This is a genomic window from Arthrobacter sp. Soil736 (genome assembly GCF_001428005.1).
GTDB lineage: Bacteria > Actinomycetota > Actinomycetes > Actinomycetales > Micrococcaceae > Arthrobacter.
Window position 1 is genome coordinate 1 of the sequence record NZ_LMSB01000031.1, and the last position, 21356, is coordinate 21356.

Genomic DNA, 21356 nt, shown 5'->3' on the forward strand with positions numbered 1-21356 from the left:
GCAAGCGGGCGGAACGACCCCGTTGTCGCACCCTAGGGTGCTGACCAGAACACGCCGCTTGGCAAGCGGGCGGAACGACCCCGTTGTCGCACCCTAGGGTGCTGACCAGAACACGCCGCTTGACGGCCATTGGGGCGTTCCGCCCGCCCCACTACCGCGTTGTTCAGCAGCCTCCTAGGGCGCGTCTCGTAGCCAGATCAGGATCGAGTAGACCTCTGATCGGTAGGTGATGGCGAGCTTGGCGTGGTGGTGGCGATGCTGTCGTCCGGCCGAACGGCCAGGGTTTCGACGCTCATGACCGCTCCGTGTGTCATCGCGTAAGGCTCGCCACCGATAGCGGGTATTAACTCGCCACCGATAGCGGGTATTAAGTCGAGTGAACAGTGATTGTTGCATCTGATGCAATATCGTCGTCTCCAGCCCCTCTCCCTCCATGATCGTTCCGGGCAACACATCCACTGCGCGTTGTGCCGCGGCATTCAGTCATCTCGCAATGCCATCAGGGGCCTTTCCGGTTCAAGTGATGCGCTGGAACTGCTCCGCTCCCCTGCCATCAATCCTTGGGTGAGACAAGAGAAATGACTGCGGGCCGAATGAAGCCGATGTGGTGCCGTCAGTTATCCGGCGGCGCCTGACAACGCGGCGTAGGAGTTCGCCTGGTCCAGCACCTGGGTGATGTAGGCGTCCGACTGGTTGTAGGAGTAGACGGCGTCGGTCCAGCCGCGGGCAGCGGTGAGGTCCCGGTCAGCCGCGCAAAGGTAGAAGGCGGCGCTCAACGCGGCATCGTCGATGTTCAGGGGGTCGGCCACGCCGTCCCCGCTACCGTCCCGGCCCGCCAGCCGCCACGTCGACGGAATGAACTGCATAGGCCCCACAGCATGGTCCCAGGCAGTGTCACCGTCCAAGACGCCGGCATCCGTGTCAGGGATGGAAGCGAACCCGTCACCGTTAAGGCTGGGGCCGATGATCGGCTGGCTTGCCTGCCCGGCCGGCGTTAGCTCCCCGCCGCCGTGCGTTCCGTGACCGGACTCGATCCAGCCAATGGCCGCAAGAGTGTTCCAGCCGATCCCGCAGCCAGGCGTGGCCACGTTGGCCGCGCCGGCGGCGGCCACATAGGCCTGAAGTGCCCGTGCCGGAATCCCCGTCTGCGCCGCGGTACGGGCAAGCCATCCCGCATCGATCGTGAAATCGGTAGTGCTCACCGCATGGGTGCTGTCGGCCGGCAGCAGCTCAAGGCCCAGGGCCTGTTGGCCGCCCGCGGCAGGCTCCGAGTACTCGGGCCCCGCTATGGTGACTCCTGGCGCTCCGGTCTGGCCTGCCGACTGGGTCCGGGCCGCTTGAGCCGGAGCGGCGGGTGCGGCCTGGGCAGGGGCGGACAGGGTCTGGCCGGAATGGGTGTCAGGCGCCGGCAGGTGCATGACCCAGGCGAAGAACCCCGTGATGACGCAGATGGCGACGATATTCAGGACGGCAAGGCGTTTGAGGCGGAGCATGGACTAGCCGAACCTGCCGTTGACGTAGTCGTTGGTCCGCTGGTCCCGGGGGTCGCTGAACATCGCATTGGTGTCGCCGTGCTCCACGATGACACCGGGCGTGTTCTGCGCGGCCAGGAAGAATGCGCACGTATCGGACACGCGGGCTGCCTGCTGCATGTTGTGGGTAACGATCACGATGGTCACCTCGCCGCGGAGGGATTCGATGGTCTCCTCCACCCGCCGCGTGGACGTGGGGTCGAGGGCGGAGCAGGGCTCGTCCATCAGCAGGACCCGGGGGCTGACCGCCAGGGACCGCGCGATGCATAGACGCTGCCGCTGGCCGCCGGAGAGTCCGCCGCCCGGCTGGTGCAGGCGGTCCTTGACTTCATCCCACAGCGACGCTTTCCGCAGGGAGTCCTCCACGAGGAAGTCCTTCTCGGCGCGCGAGGCCTTTAGCCCCGCCAGTTTGAGGCCCGCAACGGTGTTCTCGTAGATGGACATGGCGGGGAACGGGTTCGCCTTCTGGAAGACCATGCCGATGTTGCGCCGCGCGGCCGTGATCCGCTGCTGCGGATCGTAAATGTCCTGGCCGTCCAGGAGCACCTCGCCGGCCAGGGAGGCGCTGGGCACCATTTCATGCATGCGGTTCAGGATGCGCAGGAACGTGGACTTGCCGCAGCCGGAGGGCCCGATGAGTGCGGTGACGGTGCCGGCCGGCATGCTGAGGGACACGCGGTCCAGGACCTTGCGCTCGCCGAACCATGCGCTGATGTTTTCCGCCTCAAGCCCGGCCGCCGGCTGGGCGGCGAGGCTGAAGCGCTTTTCCAGGCCGGCGTCGAACGTGGCCTCGGGATCAAACGTGGACCCGGCGTCGAACGGGTCGGCGGGGTCAAATACTGCCAGCTGCTGGCTGGCGGTGCCGGATTGCTCCGGGGACTGCTGCCCGGCGCGTGCACCGGCATGCACGCCGGCGCCGGCCGCTTCATCCGGGAGCGTAGTCATGGCCACTGTGTGCGGTTCTGAAGGCATTTTCATGGGAGTTTCCCTTAGAGCAGGTTGGGCAGAAGGTAATTGATTTGGGTGCCGGTCAGCAGCGCGGCGGCGCCAAGCACCGGCAGGAACACGATCCAGGTCTCCCGTTTGCCCCACCGCTTCCACGACCACACGGCGGCCAGGGCCACGATGATGAGGAGCTGGAGGCACAGGACAAGGACGAAGAGATTGGACGTGTCCTGCCCCATGGCCTGTTCCTGCCCGGGCAGCGACCCGGGCTGGATCACAGGCGCCGGCTTATCGAACGCCTTGGAGACCAGCTTGGCGTCCACTCGGAGTACCTCATCCGGCATGAACGGCGGACCGTCCGCCGTGATGAGCGTGAGCCGGCCTTCGGCGCCGGAGGGAGGCGGCGGTGCCGTGTCACCTGCCCGCCGCTGCCCGGTGACCTGATAGCTGGCCACGCCTTGGGCCGTGGTCACGGTGAACGTCGACCCCGGACCGGCCAGGCTCAGGTTGCGGAAGACGCCGCCGAAGGCACCCGAGCGTCCCATGAGCACGCTGGTGCCCGGCTGGCCAGGCAGGGGGGTGTCCCGCCGGTGGCCCACGCCGTCCATGGTTTGGGCCGCGGCCGTGCCTTCGACAATGACTTCCGTGATGTCGAGGTCGGGAATTTCGAGCAGGGCCAGCGGGGTGCCGGGGGCCACCAGCTTGCCCTCGAAATCGGTCTGTCCCAGCGGGGCTGAACCTTCGCTTAGCGTGAGGCGCAGCTGGTCGTACAGGCGTGCCTGCGCGGTGGAGTGCTGCAGCGGCGAGATGACGATGATGTTCATGAGCTGCAGCGTGATGAGCGCGGCCACCATGGTGAGCGCCATCGAAAACACCACGCTCACGGGTTTGGGCGGCACCACAGTCCGCGCCTTGCGCGGGAAGGACTTGCGCGGCGATACCGGGTGCTGGGATGTCTCGCGCTGGGACACCGGGCGTGGGGAACGACGACGGCGGCCCGGGCGGATGAGCTGCGCCGCGCCGGGTTCGGGGGCGGCTAGAGGGACGGCGGCCTCCTGGACCGCCCGGTCAGCTGCCGGCCGGGTAACGATGCTCATGTCTTGGACCCCTGCTTGACCGCGGACCGCTGACCCAACAGGTGGGCGACCAGCGGAGGTGCCAGGACGAGCACCAGCATCAGCAGCCCGATGACCACGAGGAGGGTCTGCGGCTGGCCCCACCCGTTGGTGGCGGCGAGGTTGGTGGACACCGGAGTGAGCGCCTGCCCCGGATTTCCTGCAGTTGCGCCCTGGGCCTGCGGGGAGCCGCACACACCGGTGTCCGCATCGCACGCGGCAGCCGCGGAGCCCGCCGTCGTACTTCCTCCGGAGGCTGCGGGTGCCGCGGCGGCGGCGGGCGCTCCCGCCCCAGCGGCCGGGCCGGCACCGGCTGCCTGGGCACCGGCGGCAGCCAACTTGGCACCACTTTTTCCGGTGTTGGAGCCGGTGCTGCCCGGGCCCTGGTTCTCCGCAACGGTGGCACCGGTCCACGCTGCCTGGCACGCCGCGTTGCATGCGGGGTCGAAGGGGGCGCTGCGCACCAGCTGGTTCATGGCCGGGGAATCGCCGGGCTTGAACGTGGGGTTGTTGCACGCCGGAGTCCCGCCGCTCTTGACGCTGGCCCGGGTCTGGTTGATCTTGTCCAGCGTGGACTTGTCCACTCCGGGAATCTTTTGGATCTGGTCCATCGCGGCAAGGACCAGGTTCATGGGAAGCGGGGAATAGCCAAGCTGGCCCATGGGCCGCTGGCCCTCGCAGAGCGCGTAATTGGCGAAGAATCCCAGGGTGGCCCCCTGCGCGGTGTTCAGCGCTTCGGTGGTCTGGGTGGGAACGATCATGTAGGAGTACGCCGACATGGGGTACGAGCGGGGATCCTGGTAGCCGTAGACCTTCGAGAGGTCCTGGGACAGGTAGTTCGCAGACTTGCTGTCCAGGTTGATCTTGGCCTGCGTGAGGGCCACCGCGACGGCGTGCTCGGTGGGCAGCGTGTAGAACCCGGCCGCGTTCTTCACCTGCGCCGCGGGAAAGTCGATGCCCTTGGCGTAGGAGTACTCGTCGTAGTTGATGGTGTATTGGTTGTTGGCCGTGTAGGTGGTGACGCCTTGCGAACCGTTCTGCGCCACGAAGTTCTGCAGCTGGCCGTTGCCGATGGGGAAGAAGGACGTGGCGCGCCGGGGGTCACAGCCGGTCTTCTGGCAGAGCTTGGCGTAGTCGGCGGGGAACTGGCGCAGCAGCCACAGGGTGAACTGGGCCGTGGCGCCGGAGCCGTCCGAGCGGACCACCACGTTGACCCGGGCATCGGGCAGCGGAACACCGGGGTTGTCGGCGCGGATGATGGGATCGTTCCACTTCTGCAGCTGGCCGGTGAAGATCTTGGCGATGGCCTGCTGCGACAGTTTCAGCGCGGTCAGGCGGTTGGCGCCGGTCTTCAGGTTGTACATGAACGCGGTGCCGCCGGCCACCACCGGAAGCATGGCGTACTTGAACGGGGGAAGGCTGTTGTCCCGCGGGTCCGCGGTGTCGCCGGTGTAGGGGATTTCGGAGACGGCGAACTGCTTCATCTTGTCCGCGAATTCCTTGCGGCCCGTGGACGATCCCTTGTTCTCATAGTCCACGGTGACGCCCTGGGAGCCGACCCGGGAGACCCAGTCCTGCAGGGCGTTGCCTGCCCAGGAGGACCCGGAACCGCCGATGCGGATGTAGCTGGCCGCGTGGGCCGGGGCCAGGCCGGCAAAGATCAGGCCAAGAGCGATGAGCACGCCCGCGATGGTCGCGGGGGCATTGGTCCTGGTCGGCCTGCGGTTCATGGCTTCTCCTGCATGGTGGTGTTCGACGCACGGTCCTGGGGTATGGGAACGGCGGTGACGTTGGTGGTGGCGTTGCGGCTGACGGCGGAACCGTCGGGGATGTCGGCGTCGGCTCCATCCGGGATGTCGGCGGCGTCGAGGTCGCGGTTCCGTTGTTCCAGGAGCCGCCGGTAGTTTTCTTCGATCCGCGGCAGGTCCCGCCGCGACTGGGCAGCCATCAGCCGCAGCTGGCCGTCAGTGGTTTTGCCGGCCTCCTGGCCGCCGATGAGCCGGGCGATGATGAACAGCACCAGGACCACCAGGAGCAGGAAGGCTGCCGTGGCAAAACCCCTGGACACCATCTGGGGCACGGGTGAGCGGACCAGGTCCAGCGCGGCCAGGGGCAGCGGGGTCTGCGGGCCGGAGAAGGGGTTGACGTTCATGACGCCGGTGAAACCGGAGGTCAGCAGCACGGGCGCTGTTTCGCCGATTCCGTGCGCCGTGGCCAGGATGACGCCGGTGGCCAGGCCGGAGCGGACGGTCGGCAAGACCACGTACCAGACCACGCTCCACTGGCCGGCGCCCAGGGCAAGGCCGGCTTCGCGCAGGTTGCCCGGGACGAGCCGCAGCACCACATCGGCGGAGCGGATCATGATGGGAAGCATGAGGACGGTGATGGCCAGGGACGCGGCGAACCCGTTGGTCTGGCGCGTGACGGCCATGATGACTGCGGCATAGATGAAGAGTCCGGCCACCACCGAGGGCAGCGCGGTCATGGCTTCCACCACGGTCCGGACGATCCGGGCGAACTTGCCGCCCACCTCGTTGAGGAACACCGCAGTAGTCAGTCCCAGCGGAATGGTCATCACCAGGGCAATGGCGATCTGCTCGAGGGTGCCCACCAGCGCGTGGAGGATCCCGCCGTCGTCGAGGCCGGACAGCGGGCCCGTGCCGGTCATGTCCCGGGTGAAAAAGTTGATGTGGCCCAGCGCATCCTGGCCGCGGGCGAACGTGAAGAACACCACCAGCGCCAGGGTGCCAACCACCGCGACGCCGGCCGAACACAGCAGCACGGTCACGAAGCCGTCCCGCACCACCGGCAGGGGCTCGCGCAGGGCCACGAGGGCGGTGTAGAGCACCAGGAACCAAAAGAAGGACACGGCGAACAGCCAGCCGAGCGGAATCACGCCGATCCCCACCGTCAGGAGCAGCCCCATGGCCAGCGCACCGAGGGCGGCCCCGGCCAGCACCAGCGACCGCTGGCGTGCGGCCCCGAGCCGGATCCGGCCCTCATCGGGGTCGGCTTCGGCCTTGTCCAGCAGCGGCAGGTGGGTGCGGTTTGGGACGGAACTGTCCGGCGCCGACGGCCGCACGGCGATTTCATCGATCAGGGACATGGGCTAACCCTCGCTTTCGGCGCCGGAGCGCGAACGCGCAATGATGGCCGATGCGGTGAAATTGACCAGCATCGTGACAATGAACAGTGCGAATCCGGCAGCCATCAGCGCGCTCATGGCGAACTCGTTGGATTCGGAATATTTGAGCGCGATCATGGCAGCGATGGAGTTCGCGCCCTTCTCCAGGATGTGGAACTTGATCTCGAACACCGGGCTGATGATGAGGTAGATCGCGATGGTCTCCCCCAGCGCCCGGCCGAGGCCCAGCATGGTTCCGCCGATGATGCCGCCCTGGCCGAACGGCAGGACAACCGTGCGGATCATGCCCCAGCGGGTTGCCCCGAGGGCAAAGGCGCCCTCGCGCTCGCCGATCGGCGCCCGGCGGAAGGACTCGGTCATGATGGACGTCTGGATGGGCACGATCATCATGGCCACCACCAGCCCGGCGATGAAGGTGGAGGCGGTGAACGGCACGGTGTCGCGCAGCGGGCTTGCGGGGTCGACCCCCTCCACCTGGAACATGGGGATCCAGCCGAACCACACCGAGATCCACTTGCTGAAATCCACGATGTTCGGCTGGAGCATGTAAGCGCCCCACAGGCCGAACACCACGGACGGGACGGCCGCCAGCAGGTCGATCAGGGACGTGAGCGTGCGCTGGACCCAACCGCGCGCAACTTCGGTGATGAAGAGCGACGTTCCAAGGGACAACGGCATGGCCACCAGCAACGCCACGAGGGCGATTTGCACCGTACCCCACAGGACGGCGGCGATCCCGAAGTCGTTGCTTTCGGGCGCCCAGTTCTGCGTGGTCAGGAACTTCCAGAGGCCCACCTCGTTGATGGCGCTGATGCCGTTCGAGGCGAGGAAGATTCCCACCATCGCCATGACGACCAGCACAATGATGCCGCCGCTGCGGGTGATGCTGCGGAAGACGTAGTCCTTGGGTTCGAAACGGTACGTGAGCGGGCGGGCGGTTGCTTCGGTCTCTTGTTCCGGGTGGTATTCGGGCAGGTAGGTGCTCATCGGCGTTTTCCTCTGGCAAGCAGTAGCGATGAAATAGCGGACGCGGCGGCGAGGGCGACTCCGATGAGGAGCAGGTGCTGTGGCCAGGCGCTGCCTGTGCGCGCCGTTTGTCCGCCGGCTACGGGCTGTAGTGCCTGGGCCGCGGCTCCGGCAGGCGCCGCCGCCTTGCCGGCCGCTGGAGCCGCGGCGGGCTCGGCCGCGGCGGCCTCCACCCCGGCGCCCGTGCCGGCGCCCAACGATTGGTCCGGCACGACTCCGCTTGCGGGAAGCACGACGCCGGCCAGCGGCGATGCGGTCTTCGCACCGGCCAAAGGGATGCCGGCCTTCAGGCTGCCGGCCCTTTGCATGGCCTTGGCAGCTGCGGCCGTCTCGGCTTTCAGTGCTGCGGTCAGCGGTGCATATCCCGGCGGCAGCATCCCGGAGCGGAACCCCTGTTGCTGGCCGGTGGTGCCGGCGTAGTCGAAGAGCCGGGCGTAAGTGGCGGCTTCGGCGGGAGTCACGGCGGACGAGTCCACCACCCCGTAGACGGGGACCGTCAGGGGGTAGGCGCCTGCCGCATAGTCCGGGGTGGGGTCCGGGCCGAGGACTCCCGGCGTCCCGGTGGGCTCGAACGCAGCCGCGGCGGCTGCCAGGCTGGCGTTGTTCGCGGCGACGCACGCCGAGCCGTCGGAGCTGCACAGTTCTGCGGTGGGCAGCTGGAACTTCGCGGCGGAGGCGGCGTCGGTGACGGAAATGACGCTGCGGCTGCCAAATCCCTGGCGGGGCACGGATTTGAAGGCCGGCGGGCTGCAGTCGGCACACCACTCTGTCACGGAGGCCGGCTGGGCCCGCACCGTGTTCTGGGCTGCGGCGGCCATGTCCAGGACGCGCGCATACTGGTCGCCGACCGTCAGCGCCGGCTGGTCCACCGTCTTGCCGTCCGCCAGCAAGACCGACGGCTTTTCGGTCCAGTACTGCTGCGGGTAGGGGGCGCTGTCGGACGGATAGACCGGGGCGGCGTAAGTGAAGGACCCGGGCTTCTTGGTATCGGCGATTTTCTGTTTGGCCACGGCGTCGAGCTGGGCCGCCCGGTCCTCGCAGGAGGCGTACGTGCGCATGGAGTAGAAGGGGTTGATGACCATCCCGGATGCGTCCGGGCAGCCTTCGAGGAACGCCCGGGCGCTCTGGTTGTTCAGGAGCCAGTCCCACACTGCGGCGGCGGCGTCCGACCTGAGGCCCTCGACGACCGGCGGGGCAATGTTGGCGGCGGAGCCCAGTCCCTTGGGGTTCAGGGCCAGGAACTCGGGATCCTGCTGCAGGCTGTAAGTCATGGGCTGCCCATAGCGGGTGCTTCCCGGGTGCGCGAACGGCGCGTCTTCGGCTGACGCCGGGGCCGTGTGCAGGACGTAGCTTTGGGTCAGCATCTTGGCGACGAGGCGGGCGTTGAGCCTGAGGTTCCGCACCAGCGAACCGTTGCGGGCCCTGTCCGCTTCGAACTCGGCCTGGTTGGCGTAGCCGCAGTCGGCAGCGGTGTACTGGGTGAAGCGGCGGGTGCAGACGTTATCGATGGTGATGGCCACCACCACGCCGCTGATCGCGGCGGGGGCGTAGACCAGGCCTTTCCGGCCTGCGACCGGCCGGGTGGTGAAGGCGAGGGACTTTCCGGCACCCAGCTGGGAGCGGGCCTGCCTGTCGGACATCGGGGTGAAACCCAGCGTGAAGTTCTTCTGGGCGCACATGCCCGGAATCCACGACTTCATGGCGGCTGCCAGGGATTCGGAGCCGAAGCTCAGCGTGGCAGCCTGGTCCGAAGGGCACACCGCAGCCGAGTCCTGGAACTGGAGCGGAACCTGGACGCGGGTGGCCCACAGGCTTGGGGAGAGCGGGCCCGCATTCAGGATGCTGTCGATGACCTCGGTCCGCGGAACGGCAACCAGCCAGCATTTGCTGACGCTGGGCGCGTCAGGCCGGAATCCGCACCCCAGCCCGGAGGCTTCGGAGCCGGTTTGGATTTCAAAGGTGCGCGACCCGCCGGCCGACACTTTGCCCGATCCGGTGTCGGCCGAGAGGAAGTTGGATTGCTCGTTGGTCGATGTCCTGCTGAAGAACGGGTTCCGGTACTCGCTGAGGTTGAAGCCGTCCGTGATGCGGGTGTTCTGGCCGTTGACGGCGACGAACGGCGCGGGCAGATTCATGGACGGCGAGGCCTTGTCGGCCTGCTCCCAGTCTCCGCCGTGCACCAGCGGGTCGTTGAGGAGGGCGCGCTGGTGTGCCGGGTTGGAAATGTCCCCGTCGGGTCCCGTGGCGCCGAACTGGCAGGTTGCCGGGTCCGGAGCGGATGCTTTCGGATCGGGCTTGCCGTCCGAACCCATGGCGCCCCAGCATTGGAACACCTGAAGATAGGTTGAGGTCTTTCCGTTGCTTCCCGCCACGGCCTTCGCTCCGGAGAAGGAGACGGTCACGGCCTGGTTCTGCAGGTTGCGGGTCTGGGACACGGTGACGGCCAGGCCGCCGAGTCCGTTGTCCGCCCCGAAGGTGGATTCGGCTTCGCGCCGGAGCCGGGTGCTGACATCGGCGTAGGTCTTGCCGTCCGTGTGGGGCAGCGGCTGCCCGGCACCGCGGGGAACCACGCTGTCTCCGGAGTTGCCGCTGTTGTCCCAGTTGACCGTGACAGCGGAGTCGCTGGCCATGCTTCCCTGGGAACCCCAGTCCGAACCGGGAACGGCGTCTGCCGAGGCCGGGGCCGCAGGCACCAGGAGGGTCGCAGCCGTCACGGCCGCAGCCACGGCGGCGAACGCCGCCACGCGCCGGCGGACGCCGGCCAAGCGGGCGAGAGGGCGCACGCGTGTGCTGGGAAGAGTCATCAGGGGTTCTGTCTTTCAGTGCTGCCGGAATGCTGGCCGGGCCGGGCTGATTCAGGGGTGCGGCGGTACCGCATTCCGGCGTGTGACCGCGGCCGGGCGGAGTCAGGCCGGCGTGCCCCTCTGGGCATTTCAGCAATTATGGGTACAGCGCTGCCGGTGGCAGCTATCCGAATGCTAAGGAATGGGAGCGTCCGCATGAACAATGGGTAAACCTGCTGAGGCGGACCGGATACCGGCCCGCCCCAACATTCACGGAGTAGTTACCGGATGACCCGGTATGCCGAAGTGGCGGTCGCGGTGAGGTATCCGGAGCGGATGAACTGAACGCGCAGGCGGAGCTGCTTGCCCCGGTCCATGGCGGTCAGCCTGTAGCTGGCGCCGGTGGCGCGGTAAATCGGAACTCCGTTGCGCAGCCACTGGTAGGCAATGGCGGCCGGTGCCGGGGAGGGCAGCCTGACGGCGGCCCTCACGGTGTAGCCAACTGCCGTGGTCCCGCTGAAGCCCGGGGCCGTCACCGAGGTGAACACGGCCTTGGGCACCACGGCCGTGGAATCACGGTACGTGGCCAGGTAGCCGGTCCGGTAGAAGGAGACCCGGGAGCGGATCTGCTTGCCGCGGTCCAGTGCGGTCAGCTTGTACGTGGCAGCTGTTGCGCCGCTGATGATCACACCGTTGCGCAGCCACCGGTAGGTGATGGCAGTGGGCCGGGGCGAGGGCCAGGTAAAGGTGGACTTGAGGACGTAGCCGGTGGCCGCTGTCCCGGAAAGCTTGGGCGCAACCAGGCCGCTGAACAGTGCCTGGACCGTCATGGCCGCGGAGACCTTCTCGGCGGTGTCGTACTCGGCCTTGGTGTGGCGCACGCGGACGCTGATCTTCTGGCCCTGGTCGGCAGCGACCTGCTTGTAGGCGCTTGCCGTGGCGCCGCCAATGGGCGATCCGTTGCGCAGCCACTGGAAGGTGGTGGCGTCCGGCGCCGGGACGGGCGCGGCGGTCTTGGCAGTCAGGGTGTAGCCCACTGCTGCGGTTCCGCTGATGGTGGGCGTGGCCACCGAGCTGAAGGTCCCTTGCGCCGCGCTGATGGTCCACTGGCCTGCGGCGTCCGTGGTGAGCGTCGCCCATGCTGCTACCGGCTTTCCGCTGACTGCGTTCACGGTGGCGGTGGCAAAGTCGGCGGACTGCTGCGTGCAGACGTAGCCGATGCTGTACGGATGGTTGGGCTTTACCGTTGCGGCCATGTCCGCAACGGCAGCGTTGCTGCTGTCCCGGAATCCGTTCTCCAGGGTGCTGGACGCCGCGAGGTTGCCGTTGGCGTCCAGCGACATCTGGAACAGGGCGTCCTGGGTGAAGGAGTACAGCGATTCGACGCGCACGTCGGATCCGGTAACTGCCGGGGTTTCCGCGCCACGGTCGGAGAGGAACACCACGGCGCCGGACAATTCGTCGGTGACGGGGCAGACCAGGTCGGTGGTGAGGGCCGTTGCGGCAAGGTCTGCCGCCGCCCACGTGCCGGCGGACTTGCTGGAGCTAACCGTGCCGGACGAGCCCGCAGGTACGACTGCGTGGGCCGGGATAATGCTGCCGGTGAGGAGCAGCACGCCTCCCACGACGGCGGAGGCAGCCTGCATGCCCCGGCGGGATGATGTGTTACCTAGGATGGCCATGAGCCTTCTCTTTCATGAATGTTCGCCAAGGCGATGAAGTGGTTGCTGAGTACGGGCCCTGCTGGGTGGGACTGCAGGCACTGCGGCCTGCCGGGCTGCTGCTAGTTCGTGTAGCCGGAGGGCTTTCCCTTGGTCCAGTCGCCGGCGTACTCGATGTTCTTGAAGCCGAACCTGCTGATGATGCTCTTGCTGGCGGTGGTCTTGAGCAGCGAAGTGACGGTGTTGCGGAGGATGGCGTCCCGTCCGGTGGTTGACGTCTGGATGGCGGTCGGAACCACGTTGAATGTGTCGCGGGCAAAGGTTCCGACGGCGGAGGCGGGTACCAGCGCCGGGTTGCCGAAGAGCGTTCCCGGCTTCAGGGACGTGCCGGTGCTTGCCGGGTCGACGGCCTTCAGGCCGTCGACGTCGGCCAGGTGCTGGCCGGCGGCGGTGGTGTTTGAGGTGGCGCCGTTCTTCTGGGCGATCCACTGGGCGGCGGAGAAGGGAATGATGTCGCCCTCGCCGACCAGGGCGGCGCCGTTGTTCTCGGCGGACGTCTGGTTGCCCGCCGGGATGCACGAGGTGCTGACCGTGATGCCGGCGGCCTTCAGGAAGAACGACCGCGTGCCGGAGCTGGCCTGGGGCAGTTTGGGCGTGAGGGTGATGCCGTTGATCACCGGCTTGCCGGCAGCGTCGATGGTGACGCCGGCGCCCGCGGTGCAGGTGAAGATGTTCTTGATCTGCTCGGTGGTCAGGTCAAGCGGTGTGGTGCCGGCCGAATCGAGGTAGGCCACGGAGACGGCGTCCCTGGCGAACGGCAGGAACGTCAGGTCGTTTCCGGCGACGGAAGGCGAGGACGAGGAGCGGGCGATTGCGATGTCCTCGGGAGCGAGGGTGAAGGCATTGCCTGCGGAGTCTTTGTAGACGTGGTTGGCTGCGTTGTGGGCAGCGCTCAGGGCCTTCACGCCGGCGCCGGAGCCCGCCGGCCGGGACAGCTGCTTGCCGGTTTCCAGGGTGATGGTGGCGGGCTCGCCAAAGGCGTCGTAGGATGCGACGGCCTTGAGCGGTCCGGCGTTGGTGAGCCCGTTCCAGACGTCCTGCGTGGTGTCGGAGCCAACAGCGGCGTAGGGGCGCCCGGCGGTCGCCGGGTTGGCGGAGGCAAGCGTGACGCCTGCAAGCCCAAGAACCAGCACGGAGGCGCTGATGACCCCGGCTTTCTTGAAGGACTTTGATTTCATGGTGTTTCCCCAGTCTCGGAAGTTCAGTGATGGCGTGGCGGCCGCGGACGTCCGCTGGTGCCTCTGAGTCAGCGGCGGGCCGGTCTGCCCGTTGTCGGCGCATCGTCCTGCGCGAGTGCGGCCAGAGAAAATTCTGCGGCAGCCGCTCCCGGGGTTACGAAGCCGGAGACTAAGAAACGGAGGTCATTAGGTGAACACTTGCCGAGCGGCAAGAGAAGTTACGGGGAATCCTGCCCGAGGACCTTTTCCAGCTCCTGGTCCAGGGGGCCAAGTACACCGGCGAGATGCCGCAGCCCGTGGCGAGCTGCCGTTGCCAGGATCTTCGCTCCGCCCAGGGCCTGCAGTGCGGTTGCGGCGGACCGGTCCCGGTCACGCGCTGTACGGTGCCATGCGGCGGCGAGCAGGACGGGACACTTGCCGAAGGAGGCGTACCAGCCATATTCGCCGCTTCCGGCCCGGCGGATGAACGTGACCGTCAGAAGCGGCGCGGCGTCACGGACGAGCTGGGCGTGCGCGGCAGCCTCCGCATAGTCCGCGTACATCCCGGCCCCGCGCGCGATTTCACGGTTGTTGGCCGATATCAGACGCCACACCGTGAACGCTTGGTTGAACGGGTTGGGCTTTGCGGCGGGCCGACTGGCTATAGGGATCAGCGGAGCCGGCAAAGTCGACGCATCCGTGCGGCCCCTCCGCGCCAGATCCGGGACCGGCGACGCGTAGTCCGGTTCGACGGGCGAATCAAGGATCTCCGCCTCGCGTTCCTGCCAGCGAGCCACGGCAGGAACCCGCTGGGTAATGAATGAGGTAAAAGCTATCCGTTCGTTTGGCACTGGCGGTCTCCCGTTCACAAGGGCCGCCTCGAATAGGTGCGCCCCCACGGCCTCGTCAAGGATGGAGTCGAAGGGTGAATTGCGTCTTTCAGATTCCCAACGGACGCCGAATTTTGGAAAAATTCCTCGTCACGCCGGTAATTACACCGCACCGGCGGCGGCTGACTTTCGCAGGCCCCGGAGTCACCGGCCGGGTGCCAGATCGCCCCGCCTTGGATAAGTTATCCCGCTGTTAGGCAGACCTTGAGCGAATCTTGAGAGGCCGCCTGTATTCCTGAGGCATGCCGCACCACGACCGATACGAAAAATCGCTCTCGTCCCGCCGATGGTGGATGTACGTCCAGTACGTCTGACCCTGCTGGCTGTCAGTACCGGCGTTGTTGTCGTACTGGCACTAACGAAATAGAGAGCTGAGACGAGACAACAAGTGCCTAACGAACGTGTAGCTTTCGCATCATTCATGAATCAGGGGATGCCGGCGGTCGCGCGTTGGCGGGAGCGTGAAGCAGAGGTGCTGGCCTCAGGCCCGCAGCTTGACTACATTTCACCGCTGTTGGTGGTCGCCAGCCGCGTCCGGTCTGCCGTCCATTCTTTCCCGTCGGCCTCGGCGGTATCCTTCGGGAACCCTGGCGTTGCCAAGCCCCCCAATTTCCAGGAAATCCTCACCGTTTGGCGCCTCATTTCGGGCAACCAAAGGGAACTCGCACGGGGAGTAGGCATCTTCACCGACTATGCGCGGGCCGCAGCCCACGCCGGGTCGATCCGCGACGCAGCCCCCCGGCTCAGCATCACCCTCGTGAAACATCCGGGCACCCGCAGCCTTGGCTGGTACGCCTCCATTGGATCGCGCCCCGTGATGATGACTCCGGCGTGGCACCGCACCGCACGCGATCGCGACCGCTCAGTGGCCACCGCACTGCAGGCGCTGGGTGGGGCAAAAATACTTGCCGCCGCCGCCCAGCACGGCCATCGGCACCTGAGCGAGTCCGTTCCCACTGATGTCCTGACCGGTCAGCTTCTGTAGCCGCCGGGCATCCCGGCATCCCGGCATGGGCCCCTGACCTTGGGCAGCGGCGAGTTCACCGGCGCCCGTCACTGGTGCTACTCGTTGACAAGGACGGGGACGCCCACTGCCGCTGAGACGGCCTTGCCGTGGTACTTGGCAGGAACCGCGATGCTGAACTTCTCGCGCTCTTCGGGCGGCCCGGCGTGGTTGTGGCTTTCGCTTCCGAGGTGGTGGACGAAGCGGGCGGTGCCCAAGAGAGCGCCGTCGTGGTCGTAGAAGCCTGCCAGCACCTGAAGCTCGAGGACATCGCTGACGTCGCTGGTGACGCGGACTGCGCCGGTCGCGGCTGAACCGTTGAAGGCAAGGTTTTCCAGGACGAGCCTGTCATCGAAGGGTCCTGCGACCTGAGTTGCCTGGCCCTTGGGCGGCTTGACTGTGTGGAGTGCGGGGAGGTCCGGCTCCCCGGCTGCCGGAACCAGCCCCGGGAATGACGTCCGGGCGGCGGCAGCCATGGGGGTGGCCTCGGCTGCCGACGCGGACGGTCCGACCGGGGTCCGGAGGGTGAACGCGGCCACTGCCAGAAGGGCTGCGGCGAGGAGTCCGGCGAGGAGGAGAAGTCGGCGTTTGCGGTTCATGGTTTTCTTCCGGGTGTAGCCGGAGTCCGGGGATCAGTTGATCCCCGGACTCCGGCGGGCGGTGCAGGTTAGCGGAGGACGCGGAGGGAGTTCCCGACGATGTCAAAGAGGTCCGTGTTGTCCACGCTGCCCTGGAGCTGCTCGGATCCCGAGCCGTAGGCGTAGATGGGGACATCCGCGCCGGTGTGGTTGCCGGAGAGGTAGGTCAGCCAGAGGCTGGCTTCCTTGGATCCGTCCTTGACCTCGGCACTGTCGTCCGGAGTGCGGAACGTTGCCGGTGCGAAGTTTCGCGGATCGCCTGCGCCGGCGCCGTTGATGATTCCCGTGGAGCGGGCGGGGTCCTTGACGTTGCCTCCCGGACGGCTCGTGGCGGAGTTGTTGGCAGTGTTGGCGGCGTCGACGTTGGCCGGGGGCGCGGCCGCTTCGGCGTTGGTGAAGCTGCCCTTTTCAATGATGTTGAACCCGGCGCATTCGTGGTCGGCAGTGACGATGACCAGCGTGTTGCCGTCCTTCTTGGCGAAGTCCAGTGCTGCCGCGACGGAGTCGTCGAAGGCCTTGATTTCTTCAAGGGTCTGGGCCGCGTCGTTGGCGTGGGAGCGCTTATCGATCAGCGCACCTTCGATCTGGAGGTAGAACCCGTTGCCGCTGGAGTCCTTCTTCTTGTTGTCGAGCAGCTCGATGGCTTTCTTAGTCATTTCCGGCAGCGACGGTTCCTGCGCCTGAGGGGCGGCGGGGTTGTCCTGCTTGGTCTTTTCGATGGTGAGGTTGCCCTTGTTGAACAGGCCGAAGACCTTCTCGCCTGTCGCACTGTTCAGGTCGGTGCGGGTGGCGGGGATCTGGCTGGAGACCGATCCCAGAACCGCGTAGCCCTGCTCCTTCAGTGCGGTCTCGTCGGTGCTGTCGAAGCGGCTCAAGCCGCCGCCGAAGATGACGTCCGCGGTGCCGTTGCGGGCGATCTGGTCAGCGATCGGGGTGACCCGGACATCGCCGGTGGGAAGCGCCGCGCCGGTCACGGTGGTGTCCTGGCAGGCGGCTGCCGAGTACACAGGGCCCTGGCAGCCGCGCGCCAGGGCGTGGCTCATCTGCCCGGCCGGGGTGGCGTCGGTGATCTCGGCGGTGGAGACGTTGCCGGTGCGGTAGCCGGCCTGCTTGGCCAACTCCATCATGGTGGGCACGACGGTGCCCTTGGCGTCTACACCCAGGGCGGCGTTGTAGGTCTTAACCCCTGAGGCCCAGGCGGTGGCCGATGAGGCGGAGTCGGTGACGAGGTTCGGCCTGAAGTCGGCCTGTCCCGGCTGGCCGGACTTCTTCTCCACAGCATAGGTGCTCACGTAGCCCTGCGCGGGAAGGGTCTCCATGACCAACTTCCCGTTCGCGCCATAGAAGCGCTCCCGGCCGGCGGTGACGTGCGTCCGACCCATGCCATCGCCCAGCAGATAGATGACGTTCTTGGTCCGGCCGTCGTTGTTATCCTCAGCCGAAGCGGGGGCGGCTGGTCCGCTGACGGCGACAGCCGTTAGCACGGCGGCAAGAGCCGCAGTGGATGTAAGCACTGAAAGAGTGCGTCCCATCAGAGTTCTCCCAACGAGAAAGTGCGAGTGACCGGCGCCGACGGGCGCCAAGCCACGACGCTAGGGGCGTTACCGGGCCACCGGGCGACACTTCAGTGGATCGGGAGTGAAGCCAGCGTGAACACCGCTCCCGGTGCGGATCGAATGGGCGTAACCGGGGCGCGGGTGCCCAACATCAGCGCGGCGGGGACGTCGGGAGTGCGAGCCCTTGTTGAATCCGGCTATTGGGGCCGGGTGTGGGCAGCTTTCCGGCCGGTGATCCATCCTGGCAGTGCTGCGTCCAGCGCCCGGGCTCGCACGGGATGCAGTTGGCCGTGCTTGTACTTGTACCTCTGGCCGCGCAGCCAGATGCCGAGTTCACGCTCCTGCCCGGTGACGGTGAGCGTGGTGCGCGGCCAGGGGTTTCCTGCTGCCCGGTAGGCGACCAGTTCCTGGAGGCGGTCCTGCCATTTTTGCTGGTGTGCTGCCTCTCTGGGCTTCCGCTGCCAGTCAGGCAGTGCGGCCAGGCCTTCGCCGATGACAGGGTTCAGGATCCCGGCCTCGGCATCGCGGCGGCGGCGCCGCAGCCATTGCGCGAGCTCCCGTTCCGCTCTGTCCTCGGCATTACGGGAGGGGTAGCGGCCAGTTGCCTCGACCATCGCGACCACCTGATACAGGCGCTTCAGGCCTGGCACTGCATGCGCGGCGGACCCTTTGGCTGCTGCCGCGTGTTCGGCGTGCAGGGCGGGATCCGCGGCCTTCGCCACGGAAATGTGGTGGGAGACCCTGGCGACGTCGTGGTGTGTCAGTTCCGCGATCTTCTTCCGCGACAACCCTTTCCGGTACATCAGTACCCACTCAGCATGGGGAGTGGCCGTGCACCGTTTTTTCGTCACGGCTGCATCCTTCCACACCTGACGCGCCATCAACCGCCTGGGCTCCTGCCACTGCCGTCATGCCTGGGTGCTCCGACGAAATCACCCTGACTAACGTGCACGCCGCCTCCTTTGTCTGGAGCGGCGGCGCGGTGCCTAATAGGCGACCGGGTTTTCCAGTTCCGGGAGGATTTCCACGGGGTCGCCGGCCAGGTAGATCGGGCGTGGAGCGTGGCCGTCGATCCGGACCCACGGGACGGATGCGTCCGGTGTCAGGTTATCGATGACACCCCGCCGGGCTGGTTGGCCCGATTCGCGGATCTCCGCTTCCTGACCGCTGCTCAAATTGGCACACGGAACCGGAGGTTCAGCATCGCCGGCTGCGGGAGGGTTCGAGTCCATGTGCCCATGTGATCAGGTGCCGGTGAACAGTCTGTGAACCTGGCCTGTGAATCGCCTGTCGATCTAAACCCACGGTGATGGTGGGCAAGTGCACTCGCCTGGCAGATGCCGCCCACGGCGTCTGGAAGGTCTTGGGCTACCACCGGGACAGTCGTCAGCCGCGACCTGCGTCGGCTCGGATCCGAGGCTTCGTCCGGGGAGGAAACTGGCTCGGCTATGGCAGACTGCACGCACTGGAGCAATCCGTCGCCCGGAACCGGAAGCCCGCTTTCACCGTTTGCGCGTGGGCCGCTCACTACTTCCGGGGAGGCCCCGCAATGCTATGAAGGCTGCGCCCGCGCCGTCAACACATGGAGGCGTGGCAGGACGCCTCTAGTCCAGCACGGAAACAGTAACTGGATGTCGCCGCGACAGTTCTGTCTGCTCCGCCAACTCGGCGAGCCGGTGCGCACGGGCGGACTCCGCAGGGGTGAACGGTGCCTGTGGGCGGGAAAAGTACAGGGGCACCAGCCCCGGCGAAAGTATTTTCAGCACCGTGCCATCGCCCGGGCGGGGGCTGTCGCAGGAAGGGCCGCCCGGAAGAATCCTCGCCTCGAGAAGGTCAGCGACGGCGAGTAGAAGTTTGTCAGGGTTCCGCGCCACACGAAGCGCCAGGCTCAGGGCCTTCGTCTGCCCGTCGGCCAGGGCCAAGGCGGTTGTAGGCCAAGCCTTCACATCCTGGCCTCCGCCTGCCGCGGCCGCGGCCAGCAGATCCGAGTGGGTGGCATGTTCAGGTGTGGTGACGAGAAGGTCCGCAAGCATCCGGTCGGCGACGGGATGGATCTGAAGACCGAGGATTTCTGCTCCCCAGTTTCCCGCCGACCGCGCGGCCCGGTCAATAAGCGATGGCTCTTATGACTCCGTATGCCGGGCATCCGGAGAATCAGCCGAGCATGCCCGCGCAGCGGCGTGTTCGAAGCGGGCGTCGCCGTGCCGGCAGATCCGGCAAGGGCAAGAACCGTCCGAGCATTTACTTCCTGTGTAGGGGTTTCGGCCGGAACCGCGCCCATGCGCGGAGGAATTGTGCCTGGGAGTCGGATCCGCGTTGTTGTTCGATTGCGTGCAGACGCCCGTAGCTGAATCCATTGGCCCCTTCCGATTGGGCCCTCGCGCCCAGGTCTCGGAGCAGTTCGCGGGTGACCAGGCTGTCCTGGTGTTCGCCGAGGATCTGTTGGATGTGCTCGGCGGCTCGTGCCAGTCGGCGGGCCCGCTTCCCGTGGATCGAGGCCGCAGCCTCGGCCGCGTACCGTAGTCGTTTCGCGGACTTGCGTACCTCGTGCAAGGCGGCATCGGCCGTGGCCCCGTCCCGTGCGCCGTCTACGGCTTCGACCGCCTGTTTCAGGCGGGTCCGGTCGGCAGCTACCCGGTCCGCCACGCACTTCCTGGCAGGCTTGCGGGCGAGGTCCGAAAGCGGCGGGTCCGTGACGAAGGAGTCGAGGGAATCGAGCAGCCGGAAGTACCTGTCGCTGTCAAGGGCTGCCAGTCCGGCGGCCCGCGCGTCGTGGTGTCTGGCGCCGAGGTGTTCCTCGATCCGCTGTTGGACCGGGCCCATGAGAAGCTCCGCCGGTTCAGTGCCGATCATGTCCTTGAGCCGCTGGAGGATGACCTCCGCGTCGCGGGCCGCGCCCGCGGCGCCTGCCAGCCACTTCAGTTCTTCCCGCAGACTCCCGGCGACCGCGGGGTCGGTGAGTTTGCGGTAGGTGGCCAGGGCCGAGCGCATGCTGCGTGCGGCTACCCGAAGCTGGTGCACCGCGTCCGGCAGGTCGTCGCGCACGCCAGGATCGTGCGCTTTCAGCGCCCGTACCATGGCGTGCATATAGGCCAATAGCACCGCCGAGGCCGGGCCTTTGCGCGTCGGTTTTGGCGGGAGTGCAGGTCCGTCAGGGTAGTTGGCGCCCAGGGCACGTGCAAGCTTCGAGGGCAGAGCCGCCGGGTGCTGGCCGGACGCCGCCAGAAGCGTGTCCGCCGCCTTAAGCAGGTCGCGGCGCCCGTCAACAAGTTCGATCTCCCACTCCCGCCAGCTGCTGGATTCGGGCTTGCCAAGGAGCGTGTGGGCGTCCACCCGGTCATCGCAGAATTCGGCCAGGACCGTGTCGGCTGGCCCGTGCAGAGACAGAACCGTGCGCCGGGTGCTCAGGCGTACGACGGGGACCAGCGCGCGGTCGCGGGTGTGAACGAGCACGAGCCGCCGCAGGCGTTCCGGGGCGGTGTCAGGGGCGCTTCCCACGGGCTCGGTCATCTCGCGACGTTCACCAGCTCCGAGGGGCAGTTTCAGGTGCCAGCCGGCGTCGTCTCCGCCGCTGCGCCTCCGGAGCGTGATTCCGTGGGCGGCCAGCGCCAGATCCCGGGTATCAAAATAGACGGCATCCAGATGCTGTTCTTCAGGCGTCCCGACCCGGTCCACGTCCGAGAGCATGGCAAGTTCCGGCAACGGGGCATCCTGCTCGACTTCGTACTTTCGTTCCACCTCTACGGTGTCCGGCACGGTCATACTCAAGTCTAAGTCCGCGGCCCCGTTCACAACGGGGCCAAGAGTCCCTACTTTGGCCCAATGGAACTAGAGATCAAGCGCAA

General features: G+C 67.0%; 17 protein-coding genes. 1 reads left to right on the forward strand and 16 read right to left on the reverse strand.

What is annotated here, in order from left to right; translation table 11 throughout:
* Positions 1–617 precede the first annotated feature (617 nt).
* The 10 genes from ASG92_RS16310 to ASG92_RS16355 form a co-directional block, all read right to left on the reverse strand.
* Positions 618–1493, reverse strand: coding sequence for a lytic transglycosylase domain-containing protein (locus tag ASG92_RS16310; protein WP_056630410.1), 876 nt, complete (start codon positions 1491–1493; stop codon positions 618–620).
* 3 nt (positions 1494–1496) lie between these two features.
* Entirely contained in the window at positions 1497–2303 is an 807-nt protein-coding gene (pstB, locus tag ASG92_RS16315) for a phosphate ABC transporter ATP-binding protein PstB (protein WP_056630489.1), read from the reverse strand.
* A gap of 218 nt (positions 2304–2521) precedes the next feature.
* Positions 2522–3574 carry a sortase gene (locus ASG92_RS16320; protein WP_082579550.1) on the reverse strand — a complete coding sequence of 351 codons (1053 nt, stop codon included), beginning with the start codon at positions 3572–3574 and terminating at the stop codon, positions 2522–2524.
* Positions 3571–5322 carry a substrate-binding domain-containing protein gene (locus ASG92_RS16325; RefSeq protein ID WP_056630416.1) on the reverse strand — a complete coding sequence of 584 codons (1752 nt, stop codon included), beginning with the start codon at positions 5320–5322 and terminating at the stop codon, positions 3571–3573. The genes ASG92_RS16320 and ASG92_RS16325 overlap by 4 nt, the downstream gene beginning before the upstream one ends.
* Positions 5319–6698, reverse strand: coding sequence for an ABC transporter permease subunit (locus ASG92_RS16330; RefSeq protein ID WP_082579551.1), 1380 nt, complete (start codon positions 6696–6698; stop codon positions 5319–5321). The genes ASG92_RS16325 and ASG92_RS16330 overlap by 4 nt, the downstream gene beginning before the upstream one ends.
* A 3-nt stretch (positions 6699–6701) precedes the next feature.
* Positions 6702–7724 carry a phosphate ABC transporter permease subunit PstC gene (gene pstC / locus ASG92_RS16335; RefSeq protein WP_056630419.1) on the reverse strand — a complete coding sequence of 341 codons (1023 nt, stop codon included), beginning with the start codon at positions 7722–7724 and terminating at the stop codon, positions 6702–6704.
* The gene (locus ASG92_RS16340) at positions 7721–10567 is read right to left on the reverse strand and encodes a hypothetical protein (RefSeq protein WP_056630422.1); all 2847 of its coding nucleotides are present in this window, start codon (positions 10565–10567) and stop codon (positions 7721–7723) included. The genes pstC and ASG92_RS16340 overlap by 4 nt, the downstream gene beginning before the upstream one ends.
* A 260-nt stretch (positions 10568–10827) precedes the next feature.
* Positions 10828–12228, reverse strand: coding sequence for a hypothetical protein (locus ASG92_RS16345; RefSeq protein WP_056630425.1), 1401 nt, complete (start codon positions 12226–12228; stop codon positions 10828–10830).
* A gap of 101 nt (positions 12229–12329) precedes the next feature.
* Entirely contained in the window at positions 12330–13445 is a 1116-nt protein-coding gene (locus ASG92_RS16350; RefSeq protein ID WP_056630428.1) for a hypothetical protein, read from the reverse strand.
* 218 nt (positions 13446–13663) lie between these two features.
* On the reverse strand, positions 13664–14221 hold the full coding sequence (locus ASG92_RS16355; RefSeq protein ID WP_157372251.1) for a hypothetical protein: 558 nt from the start codon (positions 14219–14221) through the stop codon (positions 13664–13666).
* A gap of 514 nt (positions 14222–14735) precedes the next feature.
* Here ASG92_RS16355 and ASG92_RS16360 point away from each other — a divergent pair.
* Positions 14736–15299 (forward strand): hypothetical protein, encoded by a 564-nt coding sequence (locus tag ASG92_RS16360; protein WP_157372252.1) that lies wholly within the window; start codon positions 14736–14738, stop codon positions 15297–15299.
* A 77-nt stretch (positions 15300–15376) separates the two neighbouring features.
* Here ASG92_RS16360 and ASG92_RS16365 read toward each other — a convergent pair whose 3' ends face one another.
* The 6 genes from ASG92_RS16365 to ASG92_RS16390 form a co-directional block, all read right to left on the reverse strand.
* Complete coding sequence (locus ASG92_RS16365) at positions 15377–15916, reverse strand: hypothetical protein (RefSeq protein WP_056630434.1); 540 nt, start codon at positions 15914–15916, stop codon at positions 15377–15379.
* Between the two features lie 68 nt (positions 15917–15984).
* Positions 15985–17487: an alkaline phosphatase gene (locus tag ASG92_RS16370; protein ID WP_056630437.1), complete on the reverse strand. Its 1503-nt coding sequence runs from the start codon at positions 17485–17487 to the stop codon at positions 15985–15987.
* Between the two features lie 221 nt (positions 17488–17708).
* Positions 17709–18362, reverse strand: a complete 654-nt coding sequence (locus tag ASG92_RS16375) for a helicase associated domain-containing protein (protein ID WP_240987167.1) — start codon at positions 18360–18362, stop codon at positions 17709–17711.
* A gap of 135 nt (positions 18363–18497) precedes the next feature.
* The gene (locus ASG92_RS16380) at positions 18498–18686 is read right to left on the reverse strand and encodes a hypothetical protein (RefSeq protein ID WP_162256329.1); all 189 of its coding nucleotides are present in this window, start codon (positions 18684–18686) and stop codon (positions 18498–18500) included.
* 429 nt (positions 18687–19115) lie between these two features.
* Positions 19116–19544, reverse strand: a complete 429-nt coding sequence (locus ASG92_RS16385; protein ID WP_056630446.1) for a hypothetical protein — start codon at positions 19542–19544, stop codon at positions 19116–19118.
* 208 nt (positions 19545–19752) lie between these two features.
* Entirely contained in the window at positions 19753–21273 is a 1521-nt protein-coding gene (locus tag ASG92_RS16390) for a CYTH and CHAD domain-containing protein (RefSeq protein WP_056630447.1), read from the reverse strand.
* Between the last annotated feature and the right edge of the window lie 83 nt (positions 21274–21356).